At 69.0% G+C, this 25,986-nt stretch carries 28 protein-coding genes; 13 read left to right on the forward strand and 15 right to left on the reverse strand.

The window, feature by feature from the left end:
• Window positions 1-443 precede the first annotated feature (443 nt).
• From BKA25_RS24910 to mshA, 5 genes are all read right to left on the reverse strand, one after another.
• Window positions 444-1,124, reverse strand: coding sequence for a response regulator (locus tag BKA25_RS24910; RefSeq protein WP_069846219.1), 681 nt, complete (start codon window positions 1,122-1,124; stop codon window positions 444-446).
• On the reverse strand, window positions 1,121-2,347 hold the full coding sequence (locus BKA25_RS24915; protein WP_069846217.1) for a sensor histidine kinase: 1,227 nt from the start codon (window positions 2,345-2,347) through the stop codon (window positions 1,121-1,123). Before BKA25_RS24915 ends, BKA25_RS24910 begins: the two co-directional genes overlap by 4 nt.
• 206 nt (window positions 2,348-2,553) lie before the next feature.
• Complete coding sequence (locus BKA25_RS24920; protein WP_069846216.1) at window positions 2,554-3,306, reverse strand: phosphoglyceromutase; 753 nt, start codon at window positions 3,304-3,306, stop codon at window positions 2,554-2,556.
• A 505-nt stretch (window positions 3,307-3,811) separates the two neighbouring features.
• Window positions 3,812-4,330, reverse strand: a complete 519-nt coding sequence (locus tag BKA25_RS24925; protein WP_069846214.1) for a type III secretion system chaperone family protein — start codon at window positions 4,328-4,330, stop codon at window positions 3,812-3,814.
• Window positions 4,327-5,652 carry a D-inositol-3-phosphate glycosyltransferase gene (gene mshA / locus BKA25_RS24930; protein ID WP_069846212.1) on the reverse strand — a complete coding sequence of 442 codons (1,326 nt, stop codon included), beginning with the start codon at window positions 5,650-5,652 and terminating at the stop codon, window positions 4,327-4,329. The genes BKA25_RS24925 and mshA overlap by 4 nt, the downstream gene beginning before the upstream one ends.
• Before the next feature lie 645 nt (window positions 5,653-6,297).
• Here mshA and BKA25_RS24935 point away from each other — a divergent pair.
• Entirely contained in the window at window positions 6,298-7,779 is a 1,482-nt protein-coding gene (locus BKA25_RS24935) for an MFS transporter (protein WP_069853194.1), read from the forward strand.
• A 3-nt stretch (window positions 7,780-7,782) separates the two neighbouring features.
• Here the strand turns inward: BKA25_RS24935 and BKA25_RS24940 are convergent, their stop codons facing one another.
• On the reverse strand, window positions 7,783-9,003 hold the full coding sequence (locus tag BKA25_RS24940; protein WP_236750460.1) for a L,D-transpeptidase: 1,221 nt from the start codon (window positions 9,001-9,003) through the stop codon (window positions 7,783-7,785).
• Window positions 9,004-9,152: 149 nt separating this feature from the next.
• Here BKA25_RS24940 and BKA25_RS24945 point away from each other — a divergent pair, with 149 nt between their 5' ends.
• The 4 genes from BKA25_RS24945 to BKA25_RS24960 all read left to right on the forward strand — a co-directional run bounded on the left by BKA25_RS24945 (window position 9,153) and on the right by BKA25_RS24960 (window position 12,611).
• A complete protein-coding gene (locus BKA25_RS24945) occupies window positions 9,153-9,926 on the forward strand; it encodes an SDR family NAD(P)-dependent oxidoreductase (RefSeq protein ID WP_221313694.1) in 774 nt (257 codons plus the stop codon).
• Between the two features lie 158 nt (window positions 9,927-10,084).
• Entirely contained in the window at window positions 10,085-10,846 is a 762-nt protein-coding gene (locus BKA25_RS24950) for a VOC family protein (protein ID WP_069846209.1), read from the forward strand.
• Window positions 10,847-11,185: 339 nt separating this feature from the next.
• Window positions 11,186-11,581, forward strand: a complete 396-nt coding sequence (locus BKA25_RS24955; protein WP_069846207.1) for a MerR family transcriptional regulator — start codon at window positions 11,186-11,188, stop codon at window positions 11,579-11,581.
• 106 nt (window positions 11,582-11,687) lie between these two features.
• Complete coding sequence (locus tag BKA25_RS24960; protein ID WP_157420906.1) at window positions 11,688-12,611, forward strand: NADP-dependent oxidoreductase; 924 nt, start codon at window positions 11,688-11,690, stop codon at window positions 12,609-12,611.
• A 142-nt stretch (window positions 12,612-12,753) separates the two neighbouring features.
• Here BKA25_RS24960 and BKA25_RS24965 read toward each other — a convergent pair whose 3' ends face one another.
• On the reverse strand, window positions 12,754-13,914 hold the full coding sequence (locus BKA25_RS24965; RefSeq protein ID WP_069846205.1) for an XRE family transcriptional regulator: 1,161 nt from the start codon (window positions 13,912-13,914) through the stop codon (window positions 12,754-12,756).
• Window positions 13,915-14,023: 109 nt separating this feature from the next.
• Window positions 14,024-14,761 (reverse strand): hypothetical protein, encoded by a 738-nt coding sequence (locus BKA25_RS24970; protein ID WP_069846203.1) that lies wholly within the window; start codon window positions 14,759-14,761, stop codon window positions 14,024-14,026.
• A gap of 200 nt (window positions 14,762-14,961) precedes the next feature.
• Here BKA25_RS24970 and BKA25_RS24975 point away from each other — a divergent pair, with 200 nt between their 5' ends.
• Window positions 14,962-15,702 carry an AAA family ATPase gene (locus BKA25_RS24975; protein WP_069846201.1) on the forward strand — a complete coding sequence of 247 codons (741 nt, stop codon included), beginning with the start codon at window positions 14,962-14,964 and terminating at the stop codon, window positions 15,700-15,702.
• 356 nt (window positions 15,703-16,058) lie between these two features.
• Here BKA25_RS24975 and BKA25_RS24980 read toward each other — a convergent pair whose 3' ends face one another.
• Together BKA25_RS24980 and BKA25_RS24985 are read right to left on the reverse strand one after the other, a co-directional pair.
• On the reverse strand, window positions 16,059-16,247 hold the full coding sequence (locus BKA25_RS24980) for a type II toxin-antitoxin system Phd/YefM family antitoxin (protein ID WP_069846199.1): 189 nt from the start codon (window positions 16,245-16,247) through the stop codon (window positions 16,059-16,061).
• Between the two features lie 375 nt (window positions 16,248-16,622).
• Window positions 16,623-17,729: a UDP-N-acetylmuramate dehydrogenase gene (locus BKA25_RS24985; protein WP_236750459.1), complete on the reverse strand. Its 1,107-nt coding sequence runs from the start codon at window positions 17,727-17,729 to the stop codon at window positions 16,623-16,625.
• A 26-nt stretch (window positions 17,730-17,755) separates the two neighbouring features.
• On the opposite strand from BKA25_RS24985, the gene BKA25_RS24990 reads away from it, so the two are divergent.
• Both BKA25_RS24990 and BKA25_RS24995 read left to right on the forward strand, forming a co-directional pair.
• A complete protein-coding gene (locus BKA25_RS24990; protein WP_069846198.1) occupies window positions 17,756-18,268 on the forward strand; it encodes a DUF2505 domain-containing protein in 513 nt (170 codons plus the stop codon).
• A gap of 5 nt (window positions 18,269-18,273) precedes the next feature.
• Window positions 18,274-19,095 (forward strand): class I SAM-dependent methyltransferase, encoded by an 822-nt coding sequence (locus tag BKA25_RS24995; RefSeq protein ID WP_069846196.1) that lies wholly within the window; start codon window positions 18,274-18,276, stop codon window positions 19,093-19,095.
• A gap of 217 nt (window positions 19,096-19,312) precedes the next feature.
• Here the strand turns inward: BKA25_RS24995 and BKA25_RS25000 are convergent, their stop codons facing one another.
• The gene (locus BKA25_RS25000) at window positions 19,313-20,236 is read right to left on the reverse strand and encodes a TIGR03620 family F420-dependent LLM class oxidoreductase (protein WP_069846195.1); all 924 of its coding nucleotides are present in this window, start codon (window positions 20,234-20,236) and stop codon (window positions 19,313-19,315) included.
• 181 nt (window positions 20,237-20,417) lie between these two features.
• Between BKA25_RS25000 and BKA25_RS25005 the strand changes: the two genes are divergently transcribed.
• Window positions 20,418-21,041 (forward strand): TetR/AcrR family transcriptional regulator, encoded by a 624-nt coding sequence (locus BKA25_RS25005; RefSeq protein WP_069846193.1) that lies wholly within the window; start codon window positions 20,418-20,420, stop codon window positions 21,039-21,041.
• Window positions 21,042-21,143: 102 nt separating this feature from the next.
• Entirely contained in the window at window positions 21,144-22,025 is an 882-nt protein-coding gene (purU, locus tag BKA25_RS25010) for a formyltetrahydrofolate deformylase (RefSeq protein ID WP_069853190.1), read from the forward strand.
• Window positions 22,026-22,035: 10 nt separating this feature from the next.
• Here purU and BKA25_RS25015 read toward each other — a convergent pair whose 3' ends face one another.
• The 4 genes from BKA25_RS25015 to BKA25_RS25030 all read right to left on the reverse strand — a co-directional run bounded on the left by BKA25_RS25015 (window position 22,036) and on the right by BKA25_RS25030 (window position 24,257).
• The gene (locus BKA25_RS25015) at window positions 22,036-22,596 is read right to left on the reverse strand and encodes a YbaK/EbsC family protein (protein WP_069846191.1); all 561 of its coding nucleotides are present in this window, start codon (window positions 22,594-22,596) and stop codon (window positions 22,036-22,038) included.
• 84 nt (window positions 22,597-22,680) lie between these two features.
• Window positions 22,681-22,989 carry a DUF2516 family protein gene (locus tag BKA25_RS25020; protein ID WP_172803718.1) on the reverse strand — a complete coding sequence of 103 codons (309 nt, stop codon included), beginning with the start codon at window positions 22,987-22,989 and terminating at the stop codon, window positions 22,681-22,683.
• Between the two features lie 89 nt (window positions 22,990-23,078).
• Complete coding sequence (locus BKA25_RS25025) at window positions 23,079-23,891, reverse strand: hypothetical protein (RefSeq protein WP_069846190.1); 813 nt, start codon at window positions 23,889-23,891, stop codon at window positions 23,079-23,081.
• 9 nt (window positions 23,892-23,900) lie between these two features.
• On the reverse strand, window positions 23,901-24,257 hold the full coding sequence (locus BKA25_RS25030) for a helix-turn-helix domain-containing protein (RefSeq protein ID WP_069846188.1): 357 nt from the start codon (window positions 24,255-24,257) through the stop codon (window positions 23,901-23,903).
• Window positions 24,258-24,398: 141 nt separating this feature from the next.
• Here BKA25_RS25030 and BKA25_RS25035 point away from each other — a divergent pair, with 141 nt between their 5' ends.
• From BKA25_RS25035 to BKA25_RS25045, 3 genes are all read left to right on the forward strand, one after another.
• Window positions 24,399-24,806, forward strand: a complete 408-nt coding sequence (locus BKA25_RS25035; protein WP_069846186.1) for a fluoride efflux transporter FluC — start codon at window positions 24,399-24,401, stop codon at window positions 24,804-24,806.
• A complete protein-coding gene (locus tag BKA25_RS25040; RefSeq protein ID WP_084642424.1) occupies window positions 24,803-25,159 on the forward strand; it encodes a fluoride efflux transporter FluC in 357 nt (118 codons plus the stop codon). The genes BKA25_RS25035 and BKA25_RS25040 overlap by 4 nt, the downstream gene beginning before the upstream one ends.
• A 75-nt stretch (window positions 25,160-25,234) precedes the next feature.
• Complete coding sequence (locus tag BKA25_RS25045) at window positions 25,235-25,984, forward strand: hypothetical protein (protein ID WP_069846185.1); 750 nt, start codon at window positions 25,235-25,237, stop codon at window positions 25,982-25,984.
• Window positions 25,985-25,986 lie beyond the last annotated feature (2 nt).

The following is a 25,986-nucleotide window of genomic DNA, read 5'->3' on the forward strand; positions in this document are numbered from 1 at the left end:
GCGTCCAGTGGAACACGACGGTTGTCGCGTGGGTCGCCCTGATGCGGGGGTCATCACGGTTGTCCGCACACTCCCATCAGTCTCATCCAGACCTCATCCAGACGCTGCGCATGCCCCCGCCGGGCAGCGTCTCCCACCACGCCATTCGTCTCGGTGGTGGCGACGGACGCAGTGTGGCCTCGGGCACCACTGGCATCGAATCGTCGCTGGCGCCGCTTCGGAAACCGCCGGAGCGCGTCGCGCTGCTCGGCTGCCACGGTGCTTCCGTCAAGCCTCGAGCACGTCACGGAGTCGATGGCCAGCATCGACGACCCGACGTCACGTACCGCTGGGCGCATGGCGTGCAACGTTACCGCTTCGCTACCGAGGAGCCGTGCCCAGTGGCCCGTGTGCGTCCGCCGTGATCACTCCACCTGGTCGAAGTGATCGCGGACGGTCATGGATCAGGTCTCCAGCTTGTATCCCAACCCTCGGACGGTGATCAGGAACGAGGGGTTGCCCGGGTCCGACTCGATCTTGGACCGCAGGCGTTTGACGTGCACATCCAGTGTCTTGGTGTCGCCGACGTAGTCCGCGCCCCACACCCGGTCGATGAGCTGACCCCTGGTCAGTACCCGGCCGACGTTGCGCAGCAGGTACTCCAGCAGATCGAACTCCTTGAGCGGGAGGCTCACCTCGGTTCCGCCGACGGTGACGACATGCCGCTCGACGTCCAGCCGAACCGGCCCCGCCTCCAGGACCTGCGAGGACAGCTCGTCGGAGTCGCCGCCCCTGCGCAGTACGGCGCGCACCCTGGCGATCAACTCGCGTGCCGAGTAGGGCTTGGTCACATAGTCGTCGGCGCCGAGCTCCAGCCCGACGACCTTGTCGATCTCGCTGTCGCGAGCAGTGACCATGATCACGGGCACGGTGGAGCGCTGGCGAAGCTGCCTGCACACATCGGTGCCGCTCATGCCCGGCAGCATCAGGTCGAGCAGCACGATGTCCGCACCGTTGCGGTCGAACTCGACCAGCGCCTCCTGACCGTTCATCGCGACGGCCGCGGTGAAGCCCTCCTTGCGCAGCATGAATGCCAGCGGCTCGGAGAAGGACTCCTCATCCTCGACGATGAGCACCCTCGTCATTGCACTCCTTCATGTTGGGCGGCCGACACGCGAGGCGACCCGATTTCGGCGGAGCCCACCTCCGCCGAAACGCCTCCCGCCGAATGGATCGCATCGGCGGAGACAGGAATCGGCACCGCTTTGACCGGCACTCGTAGCGTGAACGTGGATCCGGTTCCAGGACTGCTCCACAGCCGGACCGAGCCGCCGTGGTTGACCGCGACGTGTTTGACGATGGCCAGACCGAGTCCGGTACCGCCGGTGGCGCGGGAGCGTGCCTGATCGATGCGGAAGAACCGCTCGAAGACTCGTTGATGAAATTCCTGTTCGATCCCGATGCCTCGATCGGTGACCGAAATCTCAATGTAGCCGGCGGTCGATCGACGACTGACACTGACGGGACTGCCCGCGGGCGAATAGGAGACGGCGTTGTCGATCAGGTTCGACAGGGCGGTGACCAGCAGCATTCGGTCGCCGTCGACGGTGAGCCCGTCGTTGGCGTCGGTGTTCACCTCGATGCCTGCCGACTCCGCGGCCAGTCGACACCGGCTGAGTGCCTCCTGGACGAGGTCGTCCACCTCGAGGGTGGTCAGTTCGGGGAGCCGTTCCGCGCCCTGCAGGCGCGACAGCGCGATCAGCTCGGTGACCAGGGTGCCGAGTCGGGTGGCCTCGTGGAGGATCTTGCCGCTGAATCGACGCACCTGCTCCGGTTCGTCCGCCGCGTCGAGCATCGCCTCGGCCAGCAGTGCGAGCGCCCCGACCGGGGTCTTCAGTTCGTGGCTGACGTTGGCCACGAAGTCGCGGCGCGTCGTCTCCAGGCGGACGGCCTCCGACTCGTCTACGGCATCGACCGAGATGAAGCCATCGCCGAGCGGACGGACCTCGGCGGCCACCGCGCGTGGCGCGCGGCCCCGGTTGGTCGGCTGGGAGAGATCTACTTCGATGACGCGGTTCTCGGTCAGGGCCTGTTGAGCGGCGGCCCTGGCCCTGGCGTCCGGGACCTTGGCTCTGACGACCCCGAGGTCGACCGCACGCTCGTTGTGCAGGACGACGTCGCCGAACTGGTTGAGCACGACGATGCCGTTGCGAGCGGAGTCGACCAGCCGCGAGAGCAACTCCGCGACGGTCACCACCGAACGGTCCCCCGCCGGCGGTTTGTATCGGCGCCTGCCCAGCAGAAGACCGATGAGACAGCCGACCAGAACTAGCCCGATCGGCAGCAGCAGTGAACCCAACGTGCCCACAGCCGAATCGTAAGCACGCCGACACCCATGGAGCCCAGACTTAATGAGTGAGACGTGATGCCTTCGACAGTCCGATCGCCAGCTTTTCGACGCTGCGACACCGGCCGTTCACTTAGAGTTTCCACCATCCGGATGAACGGCCGGCGTGGCATCGATGTCGAGGGATCAACGACGTCGTAGTGGCGGCTCGAGTTCGAGCCGCACGGTCAGCGTCCCTGGTTCGCGACGGCCGCGATGGCCTCGCTGGCCGCGTCGGGATCCAGGTACGTCCCGCCCGGGCGCACCGGGGTGAGATCGGCGTCCAGGTCGTAGCGCAGCGGGATGCCGGTCGGGATGTTCAGCGACGAGATGTCCGCGTCGGAGACCCTGTCCAGGTGCTTGACCAACGCACGCAGCGAGTTGCCGTGCGCGGCGACCAGGACCGTCCGGCCCGCACGCAGGTCGGGAACGATCGACTCCTCCCAGTAGGGCAGCAGCCGGGCGACCACGTCCTTGAGGCACTCGGTACGCGGCATCGCCGATCCGAGGTCCGCATAACGCGGATCGCTGTCCTGGCCGTACTCGTCGCCGAGGTCGATCTCCGGCGGCGGCGTGTCGTAGGAGCGGCGCCAGAGCATGAACTGCTCCTCGCCGTAGGTCTCCAGGGTCTGCTTCTTGTTCTTGCCCTGCAGCGCCCCGTAGTGCCGTTCATTGAGTCGCCAGTCCCGCCGGACCGGGATCCAGTGCCGGTCGGCCGCATCCAGGGCCAGGTTCGCCGTGGCGATGGCGCGCCGCAGCAGAGAGGTGTGCACGACATCCGGCAGCAGTCCGGCCGCCGTCAGCAGATCGCCGCCTCTGCGGGCCTCGCCCTGTCCCTTCTCGGACAACGGCACATCGACCCATCCGGTGAACAGGTTCTCCGCGTTCCAGGTGCTCTCGCCATGGCGCAGCAGCACCAGGGTGCCCACGTCTGAAGTCATGGCCCCCAGCCTGCCAGGCCCGCCGCGCGGCGCATCGAGACCCACTGGCACCGACCGCGCTTTCCGGCCGGACGCGGCGATTCGCCTGCGTCGACGACCGCCGTATACCACTGATGACCACGTAGTGTGTTCAACCGCCGCACCACGGACGGATAGGCGCGGCGACATCCGTGAGCTGCGGGGTTATCGCCGATCACCCTCCGCAGCAAGATCCACATTTCCACACCTGTGGACAGTTGATCCACTCGAATGGAGCAACGTTTGCCCCTTGTGCCGGATGTGAAAGTTCTGCCAAGTTGATAATGCTCTCCCGGATCGGCTCCCACGCACTCCCCGATCCGATGAGGGCTGGCTGCGGTTCGCCTCCCCCGTCGGACCGCAGACCCGTCAGGAGCCTGAGTGCCCCCCGCTCAGTGCATCCGACCGACGGGACCTGGCGCGGGGCGGCTTGAGTTCGCGACTCCCCCTCTCTCCCAAGCCGCTCCGCACTGGTCATCCGAACAGCTCAGCCGGGGTCCGGCCGCTCCAGCAACGCCGCGAAGGCCTGCAGGTTCGCCGTCGACTCGCCACGGCTGCGACGCCACTCCCACTCCCGCCGGATGGCGCCTGCGAAGCCGATCTCCAGCAGCGGGTTGAAGTCACCGTCCGCCGCTTCCAGGACCTGGCCCAGCACGCGATCCAGCTCCTCCTCGCAGACCGCGTGCAGCCCGATCCGGCCGATCAGATAGATGTCACCGAGCGTGTCGATCGAATAGTGGACGCCGTATAGGCGCGCGTTCCTGCGCAGCAGGTAGCGATACACCTGTTCATGAGCCTCATCGGGAGCCCGACAGACGAACGCCTCGACGCGCAGTGCGTGCGCGCCCACCGTCAACAGGCAGTTCGTCTGCAATTTGCGCACGCCGGGCAGCGTGACGGCGAACCGATCCGCCCCCTCGCGCCGATAGGTCAGCTCCCGTTCCTCGAGGACGGCGACGAGCAACTCGTCGATGGCCCGCCGTCGATCCTCGTCCGCCGCACTCACCCGGTCCTGTCCTCCCTGCCGATCCGGCGGGCGCCATCGGCACCGAAGGCGCTCGTCGCCTCACGATAGGTCGAGATCAGCTCATCGGTCGTGCTATCCCAGGAGAATCGCCGCGCATGCCGGACCGCCCCGGCCGCCAGCTCTTCTCCAGCCCCCGGGGCCAGCGCCACCGCGCGCAGCGCCCGCGCCCAGTCCGAGGGGTCGTGGGTGTGCACCAGGCGCCCGGAACGCCCATCGGCCACCGCGACCGGCAGCCCGCCGACCGCCGCAGCCACCACCGGGGTGCCACAGGCCTGTGCCTCCAAGGCCACCAGACCGAAGGACTCGTTGTGACTGGGAACCGCGACCGCGTCGGAGGCGCGATACACCTCGGCCAGCGATGGGCCGGACCTCGGGGACAGGAAACGCACCACATCGCCGATGCCCAGTTCGGCGGCCAGCTTCTGCAGCGCCTCCGGCTGCTCCAGACCGGTGCCGGAGGGCCCACCGACGATCAACACCACCAACCGGTCCCGTAGGGACGGCTCCTCGGCCAGCAGCCGAGCGGCGGCCCGTACCAACACGTCGGGCGCCTTGAGCGGCTGGATCCGGCCGACGAAGGTCAACACCACGGCGTCCTCGGCCACATCGAGACGCCGCCGGGCCTGCCCGGAGTCGCCGGGCACGAAGACGTCCAGATCCACCCCTGGCGGCACGGTGGCGACCGCCTCCGGCCGGGCCCCGTACAGCGACACCAACTGATCGAACTCGAAGGCGGTATTGGCGACCAGCCGATCCGACGCCGCCACGACCTGTTCCTCGCCGATGACCCGCACCCTCGGCTCCGGGGTGTCGCCCTCGGCCATCGCGGCGTTCTTCACCTTGGCCAGGGTGTGTGCGGTATGCACCAGCGGCGCGCCCATCCGCTCCTTGGCCAGCCAGCCGACCTGGCCGGAGAGCCAGTAGTGCGAATGCAGTAGATCGAAATAGCCGGGCTCCCGCTGGGCCTCCACCCGCAGTACGCCTGCCGCGAAGGCACACAACTGGGCGGGGAGCTCCTCCTTGCGCAGGTCCTCGAACGGTCCGGCCATCACATGGCGGACCAGCACGCCGGGTGCGGCCTCCACCACCGGCGGCAGGTCGGAGGCCGTCGCCCTGGTGAAGACCTCGACCTCGATCCCGCGCCTGGCCAGCCGCAGGGCGGTCTGCATCACGTAGACGTTCATCCCGCCCGCGTCACCGGTGCCGGGCAGTTCCAACGGGGAGGTATGTAACGACAGCACGGCGACACGACGGGGTACCAGCGCCCGCCCTGGACCCCGCAACGCGGTCACCTCACCCATAACCCCACCCCGGTCCGTCTGCACGTTGCAGCAGACGTCTGCGTTGAAGTGCCGAGTCCGGCCACCGTCGCATCATCCCTTCGCACCTCGCCGCGCCCTCGCTTCGGCGAGGGAGACCGCCTTGTTCGTCAACGACGCCCGCCGCGCAGAGCTTCCCGATCCGCCGATGTGTTCGCCGACCCGTGTCGGACCTCGGCCGTGGACGTCGATGTCACGCGGCCGACGAGGCGGCTCTCGCGGACCGCCCGTGCCGAGGGCACCCCCCGGGGGCCTCGTGGCGATCTCGCTGTCGTCACCCTGGCGCCCGCAGCCGCTGTGTCGTTCGATGCCTGCCTCCGGAGAGGCGGCAGTGGCTCGACACGTCCTCGCTCGGTGCTGCCGTGGGAGGTCGGCGGGCTCGTCGGCCCCTCAGCCTACGACCCGCCCGCCGAGGATGGCCGCACGCCGGGACGCCGACCAGCGGGCGTGGCCTGCTTCGGCCGCCCAGGGCGACCATTCGAGGGACCCCGGGTGAATTCGGGCGCCCGGCCGGGCAGGCTGGAGAGGCGCCGACGGCTCGCTGATCGAGCGGTCCCACCGCGCCCGCCGACGGCGATGGGGCCTCGGTGCGCACAGCACGGCACGGCACGGAGGATCGAGGAGAAGATGGCGCCAGGGGCGAGCGCGACGCCGGGTCGGGTCCGCCTCGCCGATCGCCATGGCAGGCTGATCCTGCTGGCCACCGTGCTCGGCTCGGCGGTGGCGGGCATCGACGCCACCGTGGTCAATGTGGCGCTGCCCGCCCTTGGCGCCGATCTCGGTGCTTCCTTCGAGGACCTGCAGTGGACGCTCAACGGCTACACCCTCACCTTGGCCTCGCTGATCCTGCTCGGTGGCGCGCTGGGAGACCGGGTGGGTCGCCGCCGGGTCTTCGTGATCGGAGCCTGCTGGTTCGCGCTGGCCTCGGCGCTGTGCGCGGTCTCGGTCAACGTGGAGATGCTCGTCGCCGCCCGCATGTTGCAGGGCATCGGCGGCGCACTGCTCACCCCGGGCAGCCTGGCGTTGATCTCGGCCTCGCTGCATCCCGACGATCGGGCGAAGGCCGTGGGTGCGTGGTCCGGGTTCGGCGGGATCGCGACGGCCATCGGCCCGTTCCTCGGCGGCTGGCTGGTGGAGGGGCCGGGTTGGCGGTGGATCTTCCTCATCAACCTGCCGCTGGCCGCCGTGGTGGTGGCCGTGACGCTGCGGTCGGTGCCCGAGTCGCACGACACGGGAGCCAAGCGCGGGCTGGACATCACCGGCGGTGCGCTGGGTGCCATCGGGCTCGGCGGGATCACCTTCGCGTTGATCTCGGCGGGCGACGGCTGGTCGTCGACGAGCACGCTCGCCGTGGTCATCGGGGTGATCGCCTCGGCCGCCTTCGTGGTCACCGAACGCCGGAGCAGCCATCCGATGCTGCCCACCGACATCTTCGCCAACCGACAGTTCACCTCGGCGAACCTGGTGACGGCCACCGTCTACACCGCGTTGGGCGGCGTGTTCTTCCTGCTGGTGGTGCAGCTACAGGCCTCGGCCGGGTTCTCTCCGCTGCTGGCGGGCACCGCACTGCTTCCGGTGACCCTGATCATGCTGGCCTGCTCGGCGCGGGTCGGCGCCTGGTCGGCCCGAATCGGGCCCAAGCGGTTCATGAGCATCGGACCGCTGGTCGCGGCGGCCGGGGTGCTGCTGCTCCTGCGCGTCGGGCCGGGCTCGTCCTATGTCACCGATGTCCTGCCCGCGGTCATCGTGTTCGGCCTCGGCCTGTCGCTGATCGTCGCACCGCTGACCGCCACCGTGTTGGCCGCCGCCGAGACCCGGCATGCGGGGGTGGCCTCCGGGGTGAACAACGCGATCGCCAGGGCGGCGCAGCTGCTCGCCGTCGCGGTGCTGCCGGTCATCGCGGGCATCAGCGGCGACGACTATCAGAACGCCGATGCCTTCACCTCGGGCTTCCGGATCGCGATGCTGGTCTGCGCCGGGATCCTGGTGCTCGGCGCGGTCGTGGCCATGCTCATGATCCGCGATCCCCGGCCCACGCCCGCCCGGCGGCCCGAGCAACCGCACCATTGCGCGATCGAGGGTCCGCCGGTGCAGGCCGAGCACGATTGACGCTCACAGGGCGCTGCGCTGGACCCAGTCCTCCCACGGGATCTGCCAGTCGTACACGTCGTACTGCGGGGGCAACGTGGTGCCGGAGCCGGTGATCTCGATCGGATCGCCGATCAACGCGCTGTCGAAGTAATCCTTGGCGTCGGCCTCGAACAGGTTCACGCAGCCATGCGAGGTGTTGGCCGAGCCGATGTTGTCGCGGTTCTCCTCGTTCTCGTGGATGAACTCGCCGTGGTTGGAGAACCGCAGGGCCCACTTCTTCTCGACGTCGGTGTAGCCGTAGTCGGGGTTGCTGAAGTTCCCGACCTCCTCCTTGGTCATCACCATGAAGGTGCCGTTGGGCGTGGCGAGATCGGGGTTGTCGTCCTCGCCGTAGCTGGCCGGATAGTCGGCGGTCTGGACGCCGTCGCGCTCGACGATCATCCGATGCGACCGGGTGTCGAGCTTGACCACCTGGTTGCGTCCGATGGTGAAGTCGGTCGTCAGGTCCGCCTTGCCGAAGGCCCCGCCGCCGTAGTCCAGGCCGTAGAGGTCGGCGCGCACCGCGACCTCGGTGTCGGCGGGCCAGTAGTCCTTGGGCCGCCAGTCGACCTGGTTGTCGCCGAGCCAGGCCCACGAGCCCTCGACCGGCACCGAGGTGTCCACGGTCAAGCGCTCCTCCACGGCGGCCTTGGCCTCGTCGGGGATCGGCTGCTCCGGGAATTTGACGCTGACCGGCATCGCGACCCCGACGGTCGCATCGTCGACGGGATTGATGGTGGCGCGGGGCTGCGAATCGGGCGTCAGGGTGTCGAAGGAACCGCCGACCTCGACCGTCTCGCCGTCTGCGCCCTCGACCCGGCCGCCCCAGGTGTAGGTGGCGGCGTAGCCCAACGGCTCGGAGCTCTCCCACCGGGTCTGCTCGGCGTTGAGCTCGCCCGCGACCTCGGTGCCGTCGGGGTCGGTCAGCACGATGTCGTGCAGGGTCCCGTCGGCGGCGGAGACCGCGATGTCCGAGGCCGGGTTGACCTCGGCGTCGCCGTCACCGGGTTCCAGACTGAAGCTGGGCGAAGGTGCCGAGGGCGTACCGGCTAAGCCACCGCCCGCCGAGGCGGAACCCGAGTCGCCGCCGGAGCAACCCGCGAGCAGCAGCAGGATCGCTCCCAACAGCATCATGGGGGTCCGGGTCGGCATCGCTGCCCGTCGGGAGGCCATCGACTCCCTCGGAACGCCGCTTGCACGCATCACGGCTCCTCCTCATCGAGTACGCCCGTCTCTTCCCACCATAAGACGGTCCGCCACGGGCACCGGTGGAGTCGCGGTGGCGGGCATCACAGCCCGGCGGGCTCGGTGTGCGGTCCTTGGATCAGGCACGATCGGCAATCGTGGACACCTTGGACAACACCCCTTCCTCCGACGGCACGACCGGCTCGCCAGACCGACCGGTGGCGGTGGTGACCGGCGCCAGTGCGGGCATCGGCGAGGCCACGGCACGCAGGCTCGCCGACGCGGGCTTCCACGTGGTGATCGGCGCCCGTAGGCAGGACCGGCTGGCCAGGCTGGCCCAGGAGATCGGCGGCACCGCCCTCCCCCTGGACGTCACCGATCGCGACTCGGTCGACGCCTTCGTCGCGGCGATCCCCTCCGCGCGGGTCCTGGTGAACAACGCGGGCGGCGCGCGCGGGCTGGCCTCGATCGTCGACGCCGACGAGGACGACTGGCGGTGGATGTGGGAGACCAATGTCCTGGGAACGATGCGCGTCACCAAGGCCCTGCTGCCGCTGCTGATCGCCTCCGGTGACGGCCATGTGGTCACGGTGACCTCGATCGCGGCGATCGAGGCCTACGACAAGGGTTCGGGTTACACCTCGGCCAAGCATGCGGAGAGCGCGCTGCACCGCACCTTGCGCGGGGAACACCTCGGCGACCCGGTGCGCTTCACCGAGGTCCTGCCCGGCATGGTGGAGACGGAGTTCTCCCTGGTCCGCTTCGACGGCGACGCCGAGCGGGCCGCCGGTGTCTACGCAGGTCTGACGCCGCTGACCGCGGACGATGTCGCCGACACCATCTCCTTCGCAGTCACCCGGCCCGCCCACGTCAACATCGATTCCATCGTGATCAAGCCGCGTGCCCAGCACTCGGCGATGCGGGCTCACCGCCAGGAGTGAGCAAGCCGGTCTCCCGGCCGCTCGCCGGCCGGGAAGATCCCGACGCACTCATCCGTACTGGGGAAATAGCCGGGACTCGTCCGACAGATCGTCGCTATCCGTGCTTACCGTTCCGCCGAGAACGCCAGCGAAGGCGCCACCGCCCGAACGGAGTACCGATGACCGAGATCAGCACCAACCAACCGCTGGGAACGCCGACCTGGGTCGATTTGGCCATCCCCGATCTCGCTCGCGCGATGGACTTCTACGGAGCCGTGCTCGGTTGGGAGTTCGTCACCGGTTCGGTGGAGACCGGCCGCTACACGATCTGCCGAGTCGGCGGGAAGGCCGTCGCGGGGATCATGCCGCATCCCGATGCCGATGCCACGGACTTCTGGTGGAACGTGTACCTGGCCACCGATGACTGCGATGCGACGGTCCAGCGGGTGATCGATACGGCGGGCAGCGTGATCAATCCGCCGATGGACATCATGGATCAGGGTCGGATGGCGGTGCTACGCGATCCGGCGGGCAGCCAGTTCGGCTTGTGGCAGGGCAGGGCGCTGGTGGGCGCCGAGCGCGTGATGGAGCCGGGCACCCTGGTCCGCAACGATCTCATCGCGCAGGACCCCGAGGGCAGTGCCGGTTTCTACGCCACCGTGTTCGACTTCGTTCCGGAACGCAACACCGAGATCCCCGGGATGGATTTCCTCGCCCTGATCAGACCGGATGGACACGACGTCGGCGGGATCTTCGCGGCCGACGAGGACAGCACCCTCGGCTGGGACACCACCTTCGAGGTCGACGAGGTCAACACGGCCGTGCAGCGGGTGCGGACGGCCGGTGGTCAGGCCACCGAACCCGAGGACTTCCCATTCGGGCGGATCTCGACCATCACCGATCCGTTCGGAGTCAGGTTCGGCGTGCACAGCATGACCTGATCCGCTGATGCAGCGGCTCGTGTTTGCCCGGTGGGGCAGATACCCGTCCTCGTCCCATCGACCCGGCTCCCCAGGAGGCCCACGAGATTAGGAGCCGCCAGTATCGACGAGAAGCGACATGATTTCGACGCATCGCTGGTTCGTGTTCATAGTCGCCAAGAGCACGACATTCACCGTCGAACCGATCTCACGCACGCGAGGCGTACGGCGAACGCGCGCTCCCCCGGGCACTTTTCAGCCCGTACCTGCGGTTAGGCGAGTTCGCAGGCGCCACAGAGAGCGTCTGGATGCGACTCGCATGCTCTGAGCCCTGAAGCACGCGGACGTAGCCTTCCAGGCATGCGGATCGGCGAGCTGTCCCAGCGCACGGGCGTGAGTCCGCGCTCACTGCGGTACTACGAAGACCAGGGCCTGCTGACCAGTTCACGCTCGGCCGCCGGGCAGCGTCACTATTCCGATGCCGAACTCCAGCGCGTGTCGCTGATTCGACGGCTGTTCGACGCAGGCATGTCCAGCCGGGTGATCGCGACCGTGCTGCCGTGCGTGGACATCCCCGGTGACCTGGGCGTCGCCGAGGAGACGTTCACGGCGATGACGCGCGAGCGCGATCGGATCGACGCCGACATCGCGCACCTGATCGAGACCCGGGATGCACTCGACGTGCTGATCAAGGCCAACAGCCTGCACCGGGCAAAGCTGTCCACGGCCCCGGAACCGGCGACACCGTCGACCTGATGCTGTGACCCGCGCCTCAGCCGCTTGCCTCTTACATCGATGTGAAGGGCAAGCATGGTCGAAGAGCCCGGAATCACCGGGCCGGTCAGCTGGGAGGCGGCAGAAGATGGGACAGGCGTGGGGTTTCGGTAGGTACGGCGGGCCCGAGGTGCAGGAGTTCTTCGATCGTCCCGACCCCGTCCCCGGTAGCGGCGAGGTGCTGATCCGGGTCGAGGTCGCCGGTGTGAACCCTCTTGACCACATGCTGCGTTCGGGTCTGGTGTCCGGGCTCGACGGTGGGCGTCCGTTTCCCCGCGTGCTGGGCATGGAGGCAGCAGGAACCGTCCTCGCTTTGGGTGAGGGCATCGACGGGTTCGACGTGGGTGACGCGGTATTCGGCTTCGCGCTCACCGGTGGCGGCACCTACGCCGAGACGACGGTGCTGTCCGCGTCGAACACCGCGCGCATCCCGGCGGGCCTGTCCGCGACCGTGGCGGCAACGCTGCCGGTGGCCGGGACGACTGCGGTGGACGCACTTGACCAGCTCGACCTTCCGGCCGGTGCCGCAGTCCTGGTCAATGGGGTCGGCGGCGGAGTCGGCCTCGCCGTCGCGCGGCTCGCCGTCGGGCGCGAGCTGCGGGTGATCGGCACTGGGAGTGCCGCCAAGCGCGAGCACGCCGAGGCCATCGGGGTGCGGTTCATCGACTACACCGCCGGGGACGTCGTCGCCACGGCACGCGAGCTGGTCGCGGACGGCTTCGATGGGATCGTCGATCTGGTCGGAGGCACTTCGCTGCGGACGGTCGCCCCGCTGGCAAGGGAAGCCCGCAACGTCATCGCCGTGGGTGATGTGTCTGTGCCCGAGCTCGGTGGGCGGATCGTCGAGCGTCGCCTCGACCGCGAGAACCTGGAGCGGTCCGCCCGGCTGGCCCTCGACGGAGTCCTCGCGCCTGTGATCAACGCGGTCCATCCGCTCTCCGACGCCCCGGCCGCCCTCGCCACTGTCGAGAACGGTCACGCCTCGGGGAAGGTCGTCATCAAGGTGGCATGAGAAATGCCCGGCCGTCCGACGCCGTCAATCGTCCATCATGGACTGGAGCCGGATGCCTCGGCCTGAGCAGGGCTTTGCTGGCGCGCTCGCGTCGCCGGGCGGAGCCTGAGCCGGCAAGGTCGACCTCGGCGTCGGACGGATCTCAGCCCGCCTGAGTGACCAGTCGCAAACGGGGTCGACCTGCCCGGATTCCGAGCAGTTCGCGGAGATAGGGCAACCCGATGCGCAGCCGGCCGGCCAGCCGGGACAACGGCATCCCCTGCTCGGCGGCCAGATCCACCGCGCGGGCCAACAGCGCGGGTTCCTCGCCGGGGTGCTCGCCACGCACCGGCTCACCGGAGCGCCACCCCAGTTTGGTGAGCACCACCATGAGTTCGCGGAAGGCCGATTCCGAGTAGACGCCCAATGTGCGGCCCCGGTAGGCCATCGCGGCAATCGAGACCCCCCACCGCTGCCCCAGGTCGGCGAGCGCACCGAGGTCCGTCGGGTCCGGCAACAGGTCACCGAACACCGATTCGGGCATCAGCAACTCGGCGGCGAAGGCATTGGCCTCGGCCTCGTGATGCGAGCTGCCCGGCGCCGGGTCGGGATGCAGAATCAGGTGACCGAGTTCGTGCGCGGCCGAGAAACGGCGGCGCAGCACATCGCCCTTGTCGGTGAGCACGATGATGGGCCTACCGTCGACCGGCGCGGAGAAGGCGTCGATGTTCTTGCGTTTTCGGGTCGTCGCCGGTCCGGTGCCCGCGCCGCTGCGTTGGGTCGCACCGCGCGGTCGTGGTGTCGCGCTGCCCCGCAACCGGGTCACCACGATTCCCCTGGCCTCCAGCTGACGCACCAGGTGTTGCAGCGGTCCGGTGCCGAGCGCCCAGGCCTGCCGCACCGCGCGAGCCGCCGTGGCCGGGCCGTCGAGGTCGGCGGAACCGAGTTCGACCTCCGGCAGGTGCACCGTCTCCTCGACACAGGCGACGAGTTCCCACAGCAGTTCCACCTGTGCCAGGGCTTGATCGCGTTCCAGAGTGGTGGTGGCGCGCAGCGAGCGGAAGTGCGTCTTGCCGGTGTCCAACCGGAGTTGGGGCCGGCCCGGCTCGAAGAACTCGATCGGCAGCCCCAACGTCGTGGCGCACTCCTTGCGGGCATCCGAGGGCGGAGTGGTCAGCCCCGACTCATACCGGGCGACGGTGGCGGGCGACCGCCCGATCGCGGCGGCTAGATCCCTGGTGTGCAGGCCTGCGAGTCGTCTGCCGAGTACCAGTCGGGCGGGGTCGAAGGAACGTTCGTACCTCGGGGAACCCGTGATCTCCATATCGCCCCCGCGCCTCGCCGCCCGTCGTCTCCGGCGAACAGTCTCCCCCTTCCCGGCTTGCCCGATGCCGGTAGGGTGCTGCGAAGTCGATCTTGTTCTGCGGTACCGGTCAGCCTGCCGTCGGTCGCACGATGGGGGCCGTCGTCCCGCCCTCGCCTGCGGCGATCCGCCGGTGCGGGCTCTTTCGCGGTGCGAGATTCAGCGAAGGCAGACCGAGTTCGAGTTCGAGGAGCTCCGGCGTCGCCGTCGTCTCACGCACGGTTGAGTCGATCACGTCACGCAGTGGGTGCACCCACGTCCAGTCGATGCCCTCCCTGGCGTTGCGGGCGCCCTGGCCGACCCAGGCGGTGCCGAGTCCCGTCTCCGAGCCGGTCCACAGCAGGAACAGGACCTCTCGACCCCCGGTGAGGGCGAACCTCGGGCTGAACAGACCGGGCGCGGGCTCCTCGGGGTCGACTGCGGGCATCGCGAGGGCCTGCTGCACGTCACCGTCCTGCAGCAGCGGCCCGTCCGGCGAACCGCCCTTGGCCCTGAGCTGATAGATCAAGCTGTGCGGGGTGACGAGGAATAACGACCGGTGTCGGTGGTCGGCCTCCAGCTCGTCGAACTCCTCGGCCACCGAATCCGCCGTGCCGACGAGGTAGTGGTAGCGATCGGTGCCGAAGCTGTGGGTGTTGGACCAGTCGGCACGCCAGTGCCTGCGGCGACTCTCCTGGAGTTCTCCCGCAGCCCGGTGGGCCTGTTCGAGCCATTCGGTCAGCGCTTCGGCCAGCCGCACCGCAGACACCGGGGCGACGAGCTCGATGAACCGCGATTGTCCTCGGCGGTAGTCGGTGACGGTGGGCACGGGCGCTCCTGACGTCGCTTCGCTTTCGTCACCTCGTTGTACTCGGTGGGTGCGACGGTTCCCCTGCGGTTCAACGGATCGAGTGAGAGACGCGGGCCAAGCCCACCCGGCGGCGCCCCGAGGCGGTGGGACATGTCGGTGGTTTCGGGCATGCTGTCCGATCGGTCAGCTCGGCCTCGCCACGGTGCTCAGGGAGTGCGATGTTCGTCGAACGTGCCTATATCCGCGAGAACGACCTTCCCGACGACGCGGAGCGTTCGCAGTGGCCGTACACGGTGCCGTGTGTCGACCAGCTCCTCGAAACCGGGCTGGAGTTCCAGAAACCGATCACGATCTTCGTCGGCGACAACGGCTCGGGTAAGTCGACGCTGGTCGAATCGGTCGCCGAAGCCTTCGGTCTGAACCCCGAGGGTGGGCGACTCGCGGCGGTCCACCGCCCCGAGGGTGGGTCGCCGCTGGGACACCGTCTCGCACTGGCGAAGACGGCATCGGCCTCGCGGATGCTGGCCGGGCCCCGGTTACGGAAACAGGGCTTCTTCCTGCGTGCCGAGACCGCTTTCCGACTCACCGCGTTGTCCGGAGTGCCGGGGTACTGGGAGGAGAACACCGCCGAGATGTCGCATGGCGAGGGGTTCCTCACCGTGTTCGGCAAGATGTTCGACAAGCCGGGCTTCTATGTGATGGACGAGCCGGAAGGGGCGCTGTCCTTCAGCTCCTGCCTGCAGCTGGTGAGCCTGATCCACGAACTCGGCCAGACCGGCTCGCAGGTGTTGTGTGCCACGCACTCGCCGATCCTGGCCGCGATTCCCGGGGCGGATCTCATCGAGGTCGGCGACCACGGGTTCCGTCGACGTCGCTGGCAGGACCTCGAACTGGTCGACCACTGGCGTCGCTATCTGGAGGCGCCCGATCGGTACGTGCGGCACCTCGTCGAGGAATGAGCCTGGTCGTCCAAGCGACGGGCAGCGGGTCAGCCGGGGCGACGCCTACTCCGATCCTGGGTATCGCCACCGCAGGGAAGACCCGTGCGGCGGCGTTCTCCGGTAGCCGCCCAGGAACGAAGCGACCGGATTCTCTGATTATGCGGATATGAAAGGGAAAAGAGGTCTCGTCGACCGCATTTCGCGAATTCTGCACGACACTCGGACCGATTGCCCACAGCCGAGAATCATGCCGACCGAGCACTTGAGCGACCGAGCGGAATCAGCCTCGTCTCGCTAACGCTCCACGCCGTTTCGACCACCGACACCGCCCGCAGCCGAGCCCCGTTCGACGTGATGTCGCCGGGCGCGGGCGGTCAGGCGACGAGCCGACTGCCCGTATCCAGTTCCAGATCATCCTCCAACGCGGCCAGCTCGTCGACGGAGACCAGCACCGCCAAGGAACGACCACGGCGCGTGGTCACCATGCGGGCGTCCGCCGCCGATGCCTCGTCCAGATCTCCGCTACCACGATCGGCGACTTCTCGCCCTTCGATCTTGTTCATGCCGGTGTTCTACCCGAACGCCACGTCGGTCAACCAACCTTTTAGCTCCGCTGCGGGTGGCAAGCACCCGGAAGGAGTAAAGCTTGTTGCGAATACACACAGTGAGCTACCGGGAATGAGCGTCGCCACCCTGCGCAGCGCCGCCGGCACCGAGTGTCAAGATCGGCGGCCTCTCGTGGGTCCACCGCAACGCGGGCACCGGCCGAAGATCATCTCCACCAGCGTTGGTTCCGGGCGATCTCGGGCAGCGCGAAGCCACCTCGTCGCGCCGGGCGGCCCCGGCGGACCGACCGAGGCGGCCCGAGCCCACGACATCCGATGCACCGACCGAGGCACCCCGCCACCGGCCGGGTTCCGTCGGACTATCTCACTCGATCAGAGCGAGCAATTCACCAGAATGGGTTCTGGGTGCAGTTCGATTCCGAAGGCGTTCTCCACGCCGTCCCGAACCTCGCGCGCCAATCCGAGAAGTTCCTCGGTGGTAGCACCGCCCCGATTCGTCAATGCCAGGGTGTGTTTTCCGGATAGCGCCACCCGGCCGCCCGGACCGGCGTGTCCCTTGTGGAAACCCGCCCGCTCGATCAGCCACGCGGCCGACAGCTTCACGTGGCCCTCCCCCGCCGGGTACTGCGGAACCGGCACCTCGGACCCGGCTTCGGCGGCGATCCGGTCGAGCGTCTCGGGCAGGTCCGCCTGTGCGACGAACGGGTTGGTGAAGAAGGACCCGGCACTCCAGGTGTCCGGATCGGACGGATCGAGCACCATTCCCTTGCCCGCCCGCAACCCCAGCACCGCTCGACGCACCTCGGCGATCGGCGCCCGCGAACCGACCTCGACGCCGAGTGTCCTGGCCAGCTCGGGATAGCGGATCGGGACGGAGTCGGGACCCGGCCGCAGGCCGAACCTGGCCCGCAGCACCACGGCGTCGTCCTGCCCCTTGAGCACACTGGTCCGGTAGGCCAACCCCAGTTCGGCCGCGGGCACGGTGCTGGTCGTGCCGGTACGGCGATCCAACAGGTCCACCGAGCGCAGCACCTCGGCCACCTCGATGCCGTAGGCGCCGACGTTCTGCACCGGCACCGCACCGACCCGCCCCGGAATACCCGACAGGCATTCGAAACCGGCGAGCTGCTGATCGACGACATCGGCGACGACGTCGTCCCAGTTCTCGCCCGCCTCGGCGGTGAACTCCACGGTGCTCTCGTCCACCCGGTCGAACCGGCGTCCCGTGGTCGCGATGCGCACCACGCTGCCGGGGAAGCCGCTATCGGAGACGACCAGGTTCGAACCACCACCCAGCACCAGCACCGGACTGGCACTGGAATCGGCGGCGGTGACCGCCTCGACGATCTCGTCGGACGTCGTCGCGTCGAGGAAACTGGCGGCGGGACCGCCCAGACGCAGCGTCGTGTGTTCGGCAAGCGGCACGTCGGCTCGCGGGGCGGCGACGTCTGCCGCAGACCCCGACAACGGTGTGGTCACGGTGGCCAACGGTAGCCTTTCCTCCCATGGCCCGTCCCATCCAGTTCAGCGTGCGATCAGATGACGTCAAGCCGGAGAAGCTCTACCGCCTCCTCGTCGACGAGGAGTACCTGACGGGCAGGCTGCGCAGGCTCGGTGGGGCCGACGCGCAGCTGGTCTCCCGGACCGCCGACGACGAGACGGCGACCGTGGTGCTGCGGCACGGGATCTCCGAGGGCGATCTGCCCAGCGCCGTGCGGGCCCTGGCTCCGAACGGCATCATCATCGACCGCACCGAGACGTGGACCCGGGTGGGCGACCAGCGGTACGAGGGCGTGGTGATCGCCCAGATGCAGGGCGCCAAGGTCCGGATCGAGGGCCGGATGCTCATCGAGGAGCACGGCATCGGCGCGCAGATGTTGGGCACCGGCACGGTGACCGCCAAGATCCCGTTGATGGGCGGGATGGTCGAAGGCCTGGTCGCCGAGCAGGTCGGCAAGCTACTCGACGCCGAATCGCGATTCACGCTGGACGTGATCGCGGGCAGGCCGACGGACTGACGACGATGGCCAAGCGGGCGCCCCGGCTGGCGGCCGGCCGCGCGCGAACGCTCGGCCTGCCGACCAGGGGCACGACCAATCCCAACCGGTTGCGCCGGGTGGATCGCTGGATGACCGGGACGCCTGCGGTGCTGCGGGCCCTGCGCGCCCCGGCCGACCCGCTGCTGATCGACCTCGGCTACGGCTCCTCGCCGGTCACCACGTTGGAGATGGCTCGCAGACTCGGCACCGAGGTCGACGACCTGCGGGTGCTCGGCCTGGAGATCGACCAGGAACGGGTGGCGGCGGCCCAGCCGATGGCCGAGCCGCCCACGCTGGAGTTCGCCAGGGGCGGTTTCGAGTTGGCGGGCCGCAGGCCCAACGTGGTGCGGGCGTTCAACGTGCTGCGGCAGTACTCCGAGAGCGATGCCGCGGCGGCCTGGCAAACCCTGCTGGACAGGCTCGCGCCGGGCGGGCTGCTCATCGAGGGGACCTGCGACGAGATCGGCAGGCGGTGCTGTTGGGTCCTGCTCACCGAGGCCGGACCGTCGACCTTCACGCTGGCCTGCCGTCCCGCCGACATCGAGACTCCCGCCGATCTGGCCGAGCGGCTGCCCAAGTCGTTGATCCATCGCAATGTGCCGGGCGAGCGGGTCCACGCGCTCTTCGTGGATCTCGACGCGTGTTGGGCCAATGCCGCGCCGATCAGCCCGTTCGGGCCGCGCGCCCGCTGGGTGGAGACGGTGCGGCTACTCGTCGAACGCGGTTGGCCGGTGCTGGACAACCGACGACGCTGGCGATTGGGCGAGGTCACCCTGGACTGGTCCTGCGTGGCGCCCGCGTCCTGATCGCTGGCGGTACACCGTGATCGCCTGCCTCAGACTCCCTGTTGCGAGGTGGAGCCACGCGCGCTACCTCCCAGGCACGGTGAGGGATGCCGCGGGGCAATCCGCCGGGCGCTGAGCACCGCGTCGGGCTACGGGTCCGGCGGGGCCAGCAGGCTCGACCGCCAGCCCCGCCTGAACGTCGGCCGTTCGACCCCGCAGACCGAGCATGCGCCACCGATCAGGAGAGCAGCGCAGGCGCCAACTCTCGCCACTGGTCGACGTCGATCGCCATCGGATCGTCCCCGAGTGCCTGGATGCAGACGTGGTCGGCGCCCGCGTCCAGGTGGGCCTGCACTCGCCGTCGAATGGTCTCCGCATCGCCGCCCACGACCACTGCGTCCACCAGCCGATCGCTGCCGCCGTCGGCGAGGTCTTCTTCGGTGAAGCCCAGCCTGAGCCAGTTGGTCGGGTAGGCGGACCGCGCAAGATAGCTGCCCACATGGGCTCGGGCCCGGCGCCGCACCACAGCCGGGTCGGTGCTGAGTACCACCGCCTGTTCCGGCGCGACCAACGGTCCGGGGCCGAGGGTCTGTCTGGCCAGCTCGGTGTGCTCGGGCGGCACCAGGTAGGGGTGGGTCCCCTCGGCGTGGCTGGCTGCCAGGGCAAGCATCTTCGGCCCGAGCGCCGACAACACTCTGGGCTGACGTGGCCCGACAGCGTCGATGCCCATGGCGGCCATGGCGGCGCGGGCTGCGTCCAGTCCGGCGAGGTAGTCGCGCATCGCGGTGAGGGGCTTGTCGAACGGCAGGCCGAGCAGGTCACGGACGACGGCGGCGTTGCTGGTGCCCAGGCCGAGTAGGAAGCGATCCGGGTGGGCGTCCGCCAGTCTGGCGGTGAGGGAGTTGACCGCCCATGGTTGTCGCAGCGCGATGATGGCGATCCCGGTGGCGAGGGTGAGCCTGCTCGTGGCGCGGAGCATGGCGTCGGCGTCCAGGAAGGGGTCGCGGGTCATTCCCTCGCCTAACCAGACCGCGCCGTAACCCAGCTCTTCCACCTCTGCTGCGAGTTCGGCGTTGCGACCGGGCGACTGCCAGGGTGCACCGCCGGTCCAGACGCCGACTCGGCCCAGGTCGGGAAGGCGGCGCACTTCGGGTTCGGCCATCGTTGTTCTCCTCGTCGCCGACGGGCTTCCTGACCTGCTCCGCGATGTCGCCACCCGGCGTCGGGGACGATGTCGGTGCAGGCATCCCGGTGGAGCGGCCGCCGGGACCGGAAGAAACGGAGTGTGTCTCCGCTATGAACGAGCATATACGGAGACTCCCTCCGGTAAGTACGGGAGTCCGATGACCACCGATGGCATTCCGTCGACCCCAGGTGCTTCCCGGCCCCTGCGTGCCGACGCTCGACGCAACAGAGAACAGCTGATCCAGGTCGCCCGCGCGCTCTTCAGCGAACAGGGCATCGGCGCCCCGCTCGACACGGTGGCCACGCGGGCCGGGGTCGGGCCGGGCACCCTCTACCGCCACTTCCCCACCCGACAGGCGCTGCTCGACGCGGTGTTCCGCGACCGGATCGAGACGCTGTCCAGGCAGGCCCGTGAGCTGCTCGACGCGCCGTCCCCCGGCGCGGCCCTCCGTGAGTGGTTGCGCATGGCGTTGGCCGATGCAGGTGCCATCCACAGCCTCACCAACTCGGCGTCGATCACGTTCCAGGACGAGGAGTCCGGCCACGAGATGTCCTGCAACGAACTGCTGCACCGGGCGGCGGGCTCGCTGCTCGCACGGGCCCAGCAGGCAGGCGAGATCCGCGCCGACCTGACGACACCGGAGCTGATCAACCTGGTCGCCGGAATCCTGGCCGTGACCGAGGACCACACCGGCGACCGGACCAAGCGAAGCCAGGCCGTGATGGACCGGATGTTGACGCTCATGATGGAGGGAGTCGAACCGAGGACCTCGTCCGACTGAGCGGGGCGACGAGCCCGAGGCACGGCCGGATCGACATCGGCTTCGACACACCGGCCACCGCGCCGACGAGCCTGGTCAGCTGGGCTGTCAGACTCAATGACCGTGTCGAGACCCGAACGTCGCTACGTGATCTCCTTCGGCTGCCCGGACCGCACCGGCATCGTCGCCACGATCGCCGGTTTCCTCGCGGAGCTGGGCGGTTGGATCGTCGAGGCCTCGTACCACACCGATCCGGACACCAACTGGTTCTTCACCAGGCAGGAGGTCCGCGCCGACTCGCTGTCGCTGACCGTCGAGGAACTGCGGGAACGCTTCGCTCCGGTCGCGGCGGAGTTGGGCGAGCGGACCGAGTGGCGGATCAGCGACACCGGACAGCGGCAGCGGGTGGTCATCCTGGTGTCCAAGGCCGCGCACTGCCTCTACGACCTGCTGGGCAGGGTTGCGGCAGGCGAGTTGGACGTCGACGTCAAGGCCGTCATCGGCAACCATGACGCGCTCGCCTCGGTCACCACGGCGCACGGCATCCCGTTCCACCACGTCCGGTTCCCGAAGGCGGGAACCGACGAGGTGGCCCGGCTGGCGGCGTTCGACGAGATCAAGGGCATCGTGGACTCACACGATCCGGATGCCGTGGTGCTGGCCCGATTCATGCAGGTGCTCCCGGTGGAACTGTGCGCGGCGTGGGCAGGCCGGGCGATCAACATCCACCACAGCTTCCTGCCGTCCTTCGTCGGCGCCCGGCCGTATCACCAGGCGCACACCAGGGGTGTGAAGCTGGTCGGGGCCACCTGTCACTACGTGACGGCCGAGCTGGATGCCGGGCCGATCATCGAGCAGGACGTGATCCGCGTCGACCACACGGATTCGATCGACGACATGGTCCGCAAGGGCCGGGACATCGAGAAGGTCGTGTTGGCCAGGGGTTTGCGGTCCCACCTGGAGGATCGGGTGTTGATGCACGGCAATCGCACCGTGGTGTTCTAGCGAACCCGGCTCAGCCGATCGACTTGCCCAGCTCTGCGGTGACCTCGGCCGAGGGCAGTTCGGGGAGCAGGTCGCCGGGCACGACGAGTTTGCTGCGCCGCAAACCGCTGCCGACGATGACGAACTCCGTGGCGACGACGGCCGGGTCGATCAACAGCGGCCAATCGGCGGGCAGCCCGATCGCGGTGATGCCGCCGTACTCCATGCCCGCGAGGTCGACGGCCTCGGCTTGCGGAGCGAAGGACGCCTTGCGCACGTCGAGGCGTCGCTTGACGACCCCGTTCACGTCGGCGCGGGTGTTGGCCAGGATCAGACAGGCTGCGAAGCGTCGGACGCCCTCGCGCTTACCCGCCACGACCACGCAGTTGGCCGAGACCGCCAGCGACAGGCCGTAGTGCTCGGTCAGGGCTGCGGTGTCGGCCAGATCCGGGTCGATCGCCACGACGCCACAGCGGGCTGCGGAGGCTTCCGGTAGCGCGCGCAGACCGGCCGCCACCGGCTCGGCGAGTAGATCCAGGTTGTCCAGGGCGGGAATCAGTTCCAGGGCGCCGAGAGTCCGGGGATGGGTCATGGCCAGAGGCTATGGCAGCGCCCGACCGCTCGGCGTGCCCGCCCGGTGCCTCGACGGGCACCCGTGGATCAGTTCACCGCGCGCTCACCACCGCGGCCCGCGTTGCACGTCGGTGATCCTCGGCTTGACATCGACCAGGTAGACCAGCGAGGCAACCAGACCGGCGATCCAGAACAGCGCCCCGGTCCCGGATGGTTGGAACAACGCCAGCACTGCGGTGGCACCGCCGGTGATCCCCAGCCAGGCATTCTTGCTCAGCTTGTCGGCCGCCACGAATGCGTCGGCCCGCTGGGACAACGCATGAACGAACGCGAACAACCCGGTCGGAATGCCCGCGAGCCAGATCGCGAAGATGATCCACATTTGCGGCACGAGCGCCGAAGGCACGGACATGGGTACCAGCCTACGACGGCACGGGCCGCATTCTCACCCACGACGGCGTTGCCTGCCGCCGTGGGCGGGCGGCTTCCGGTCGCATCGAATCAGTCGGCGTTCTTCTCGTCGTCCGAACCCTTGGCCTTGGCCGACTGGCCCTTGGCCTTCGAGCTCGCGGCCTTGGTGCCGGTCGCCTTGGTCGTCGAGCGGGTGGTCGAACGGGTCGAGGACTTGGCGCCGGACTCAGCCGAGTCGCTCTTGCCCTGCGCGGCGCGGTTGGCGGCCTTGCGGGCGGTGCTGCGCACGGTCGAACCCGCCTTGGCGCCGGTCTCCAGCACCGCGTCGGCGATCTCGTCGGACTGTTCCTTGGTCGCGTCCGCGAGATCCTCGGCGGCCTGCTCCGTGGCGTTGGCCGCCTTCTCCCCGACCGAGCGAGTGGTGCGGGTCACCTTGCCGAGGACGTCATCGGCGAGTTCGCGCACATCGTCGACGACATGCTCGACGCGCTCCTGAGCGCTCTCGACGCCGGTCTCGACCTGGCTCCAGGCGCGCTGCACCTCCGGCCGCGCCCGCAGCCGGTCCAGGGTCGCCTCGCCCCGCTCGGCAAGGTGTCCGTAGAGCTGGAGGGCTGCCTGGGTGTAGGCGTCGACCAGCTTGCGGAGTTCGGCCGGGTCCAACTTCTGGCGAAGCTCGTCGAAGTCCTGCGGCAGACCGTTGGCGCTCACTCGGGCGGCCTCGGCGCCCTCGGTGACACGCTCGCGGACCTTGCCGAGCAGGTCGACGACGGCCTTCGCGGCCAGATCGCCCGCTCCCAGCGCGGCGAGCAACGGGGTGCGTGCCTGTTCCGCTGCGGTGACGACTGCGGCGTCTGCCTGCTCACGGACCTTCTTGACATCTTCGGAACCGGGCACGGTGGGCATGGTGGGAGATCACTCCTTCTCTTGGAGAAAAGACTCGTACACGGCGAGCAGCGCTTGCTTCTGCCGCTCGGTCAGATCTGGGTCGGCATGGATCGCGTCGACCACCGGGCCGCCGCCACGACGCTCCAGGAGCCCCGCCTGGAGGTACAGGGTCTCGGCGGAGATCCGCAGCCCCTTGGCGATCTGCGCCAGGATCTCGGCGCTTGGCTTGCGAAGGCCGCGCTCGATCTGGCTCAGGTACGGGTTGGAGACACCCGCCTGCTTCGCCAGCTGCCGAAGGGAGATCTGCGCGTTGTTCCGCTGGGTGCGGATGTACTCCCCGATGTCGGCCACCGCTTGGTTGACCACTTTGTCGACTCGCTCCATCGGTTCACTCCCTCCGCACGTACTCCACGGTAACCCCAAGTGCTAACTACAGCAAGCGCGCTGCTTGCACCCCGCCGACGCGAGCCGCGTCGTGTGTCGCCCGCCACGACGTGCCCGGCGAGGCTTAGAGTCGACTGCCTGATGAGAGACATCGGCCCGCTGTCCGGCTATGCCTCGGTGGCGGCGGGCGGCGCGCTGGGCACGCTGGCCAGGTACGGCATCGGCTTGGCCGTCGCCGATGCACCGGGCGGGAAACCGCTGGGCACCCTCGGGATCAACATCGTCGGCTGCCTGCTCATCGGCGTGCTGACCTCGGTCCTGCACGACGGCAGCCACCCCTTGCTGCGCCCCTTCCTGGCCACCGGCGTGCTCGGGGGCTTCACGACGTTCTCGGCCTACGCACTCGATATCGACGGGCTCGTCGCGACCGGTCGGCCGGTGCTCGCGATGCTCTATCTGATCGGCACGCTCGGCGCCGCCTTGATCGCGACCGTCGCGGGCCGCCGAATCGGGCATCGGATCGCACGCCTCAGGCGGCGAACCGGGTGATCAACGTGCTGCTGATCGCCGTGGCGGGCGCCGTCGGCGCGGTGTTGCGTCATCTCGCCCATGCCCTGCTCCACCGGGAGGGTCCCCGGGTGGCCTGGCCGACGCTGCTGGTCAACGGAATCGGCACCCTGCTGCTCGCCGCCCTCGGCTCGGCGGGAGCGGCGGAATCGATCGGTGTGGTCCTCGGCGTCGGCTTCTGCGGTGCCTTCACCACCTACGCCACCTTCGCCGCCCAGACCGTGGCGCTCGCCGAGCAGGGTCACCGGTGGCAGGCGGCGCTCAACGTCGGACTCAACCTCGTGGTCGGTGTCATCGCGGTCGCACTCGGAACGATCCTCGGGCAGCAGGCCTGAGCAGTGCCGTAGGCGGCCGCGTGGCGACGACACGGCGCCGAGAGCACCCGCGGCCACCCGGTAGCGTTGTCGCCGATGACGAGCATCGACAAGACGTTGGACACGCTGCGCGACGCGGCCGAGGCAGGCGAGGCCGAGGCGGCCAGGGAACTCGGCAGGCTGCTGTGCCTGCAACCCACCCTCGACGAGGGCGACAGCGTCGACGACCGCTGGCCCGGCGAGATGTGGCTGCGAATCGCGTTGTCCCGCAAGCCCGAGGACACGATCGCCGCCGGGCTGCTGGCCAGCAGGCTCGTCCAACAGATCACCGCCATGTTGAACGGCGAGGAGTCCTTCGACTCCGACTCCGAGGAGGAGGCCGTGGAGCGCCGTGTCGAGGAGGCCCGCGAGCTCTACGACGCGGTGCTCGCCCTCGACTCGTCCGACCCGACCGCCGAGGCGGGTCTGGCTCTGCTCGACGAGGTGCTGGAGGGCGAGCAGCCCGATCCGTCGTCGATCGGTTACAGCTACTACCTCTTGGAGAACGACGCGGGCCACGGCTCGACCGGTCACCTCGAACAGCTCGTGGTCACCGACCCCGACGAACTGCGGTGGGCCTGCGGGTACTGGTTCGAGCGCTACGGCGGGCTGGCGGGCTTCACCCTGGCCACCTATGTCGACGGCGAGCAGGTGAACATCACCGACCTCGGCACCGTGACCCTGGACGACGAGGACCGACCGGACTGGACGAGCGTGGACATCCCGCCGCTGCCCGGTGAGCTGCTCCCGGCCGGGCATCCGGTCGGTCCCTGCCACTACGGCTACACGGCCCAGCCGGTGGACTGATC

This window comes from Actinoalloteichus hymeniacidonis, from assembly GCF_014203365.1.
Classification (GTDB): Bacteria; Actinomycetota; Actinomycetes; order Mycobacteriales; family Pseudonocardiaceae; genus Actinoalloteichus_A; species Actinoalloteichus_A hymeniacidonis.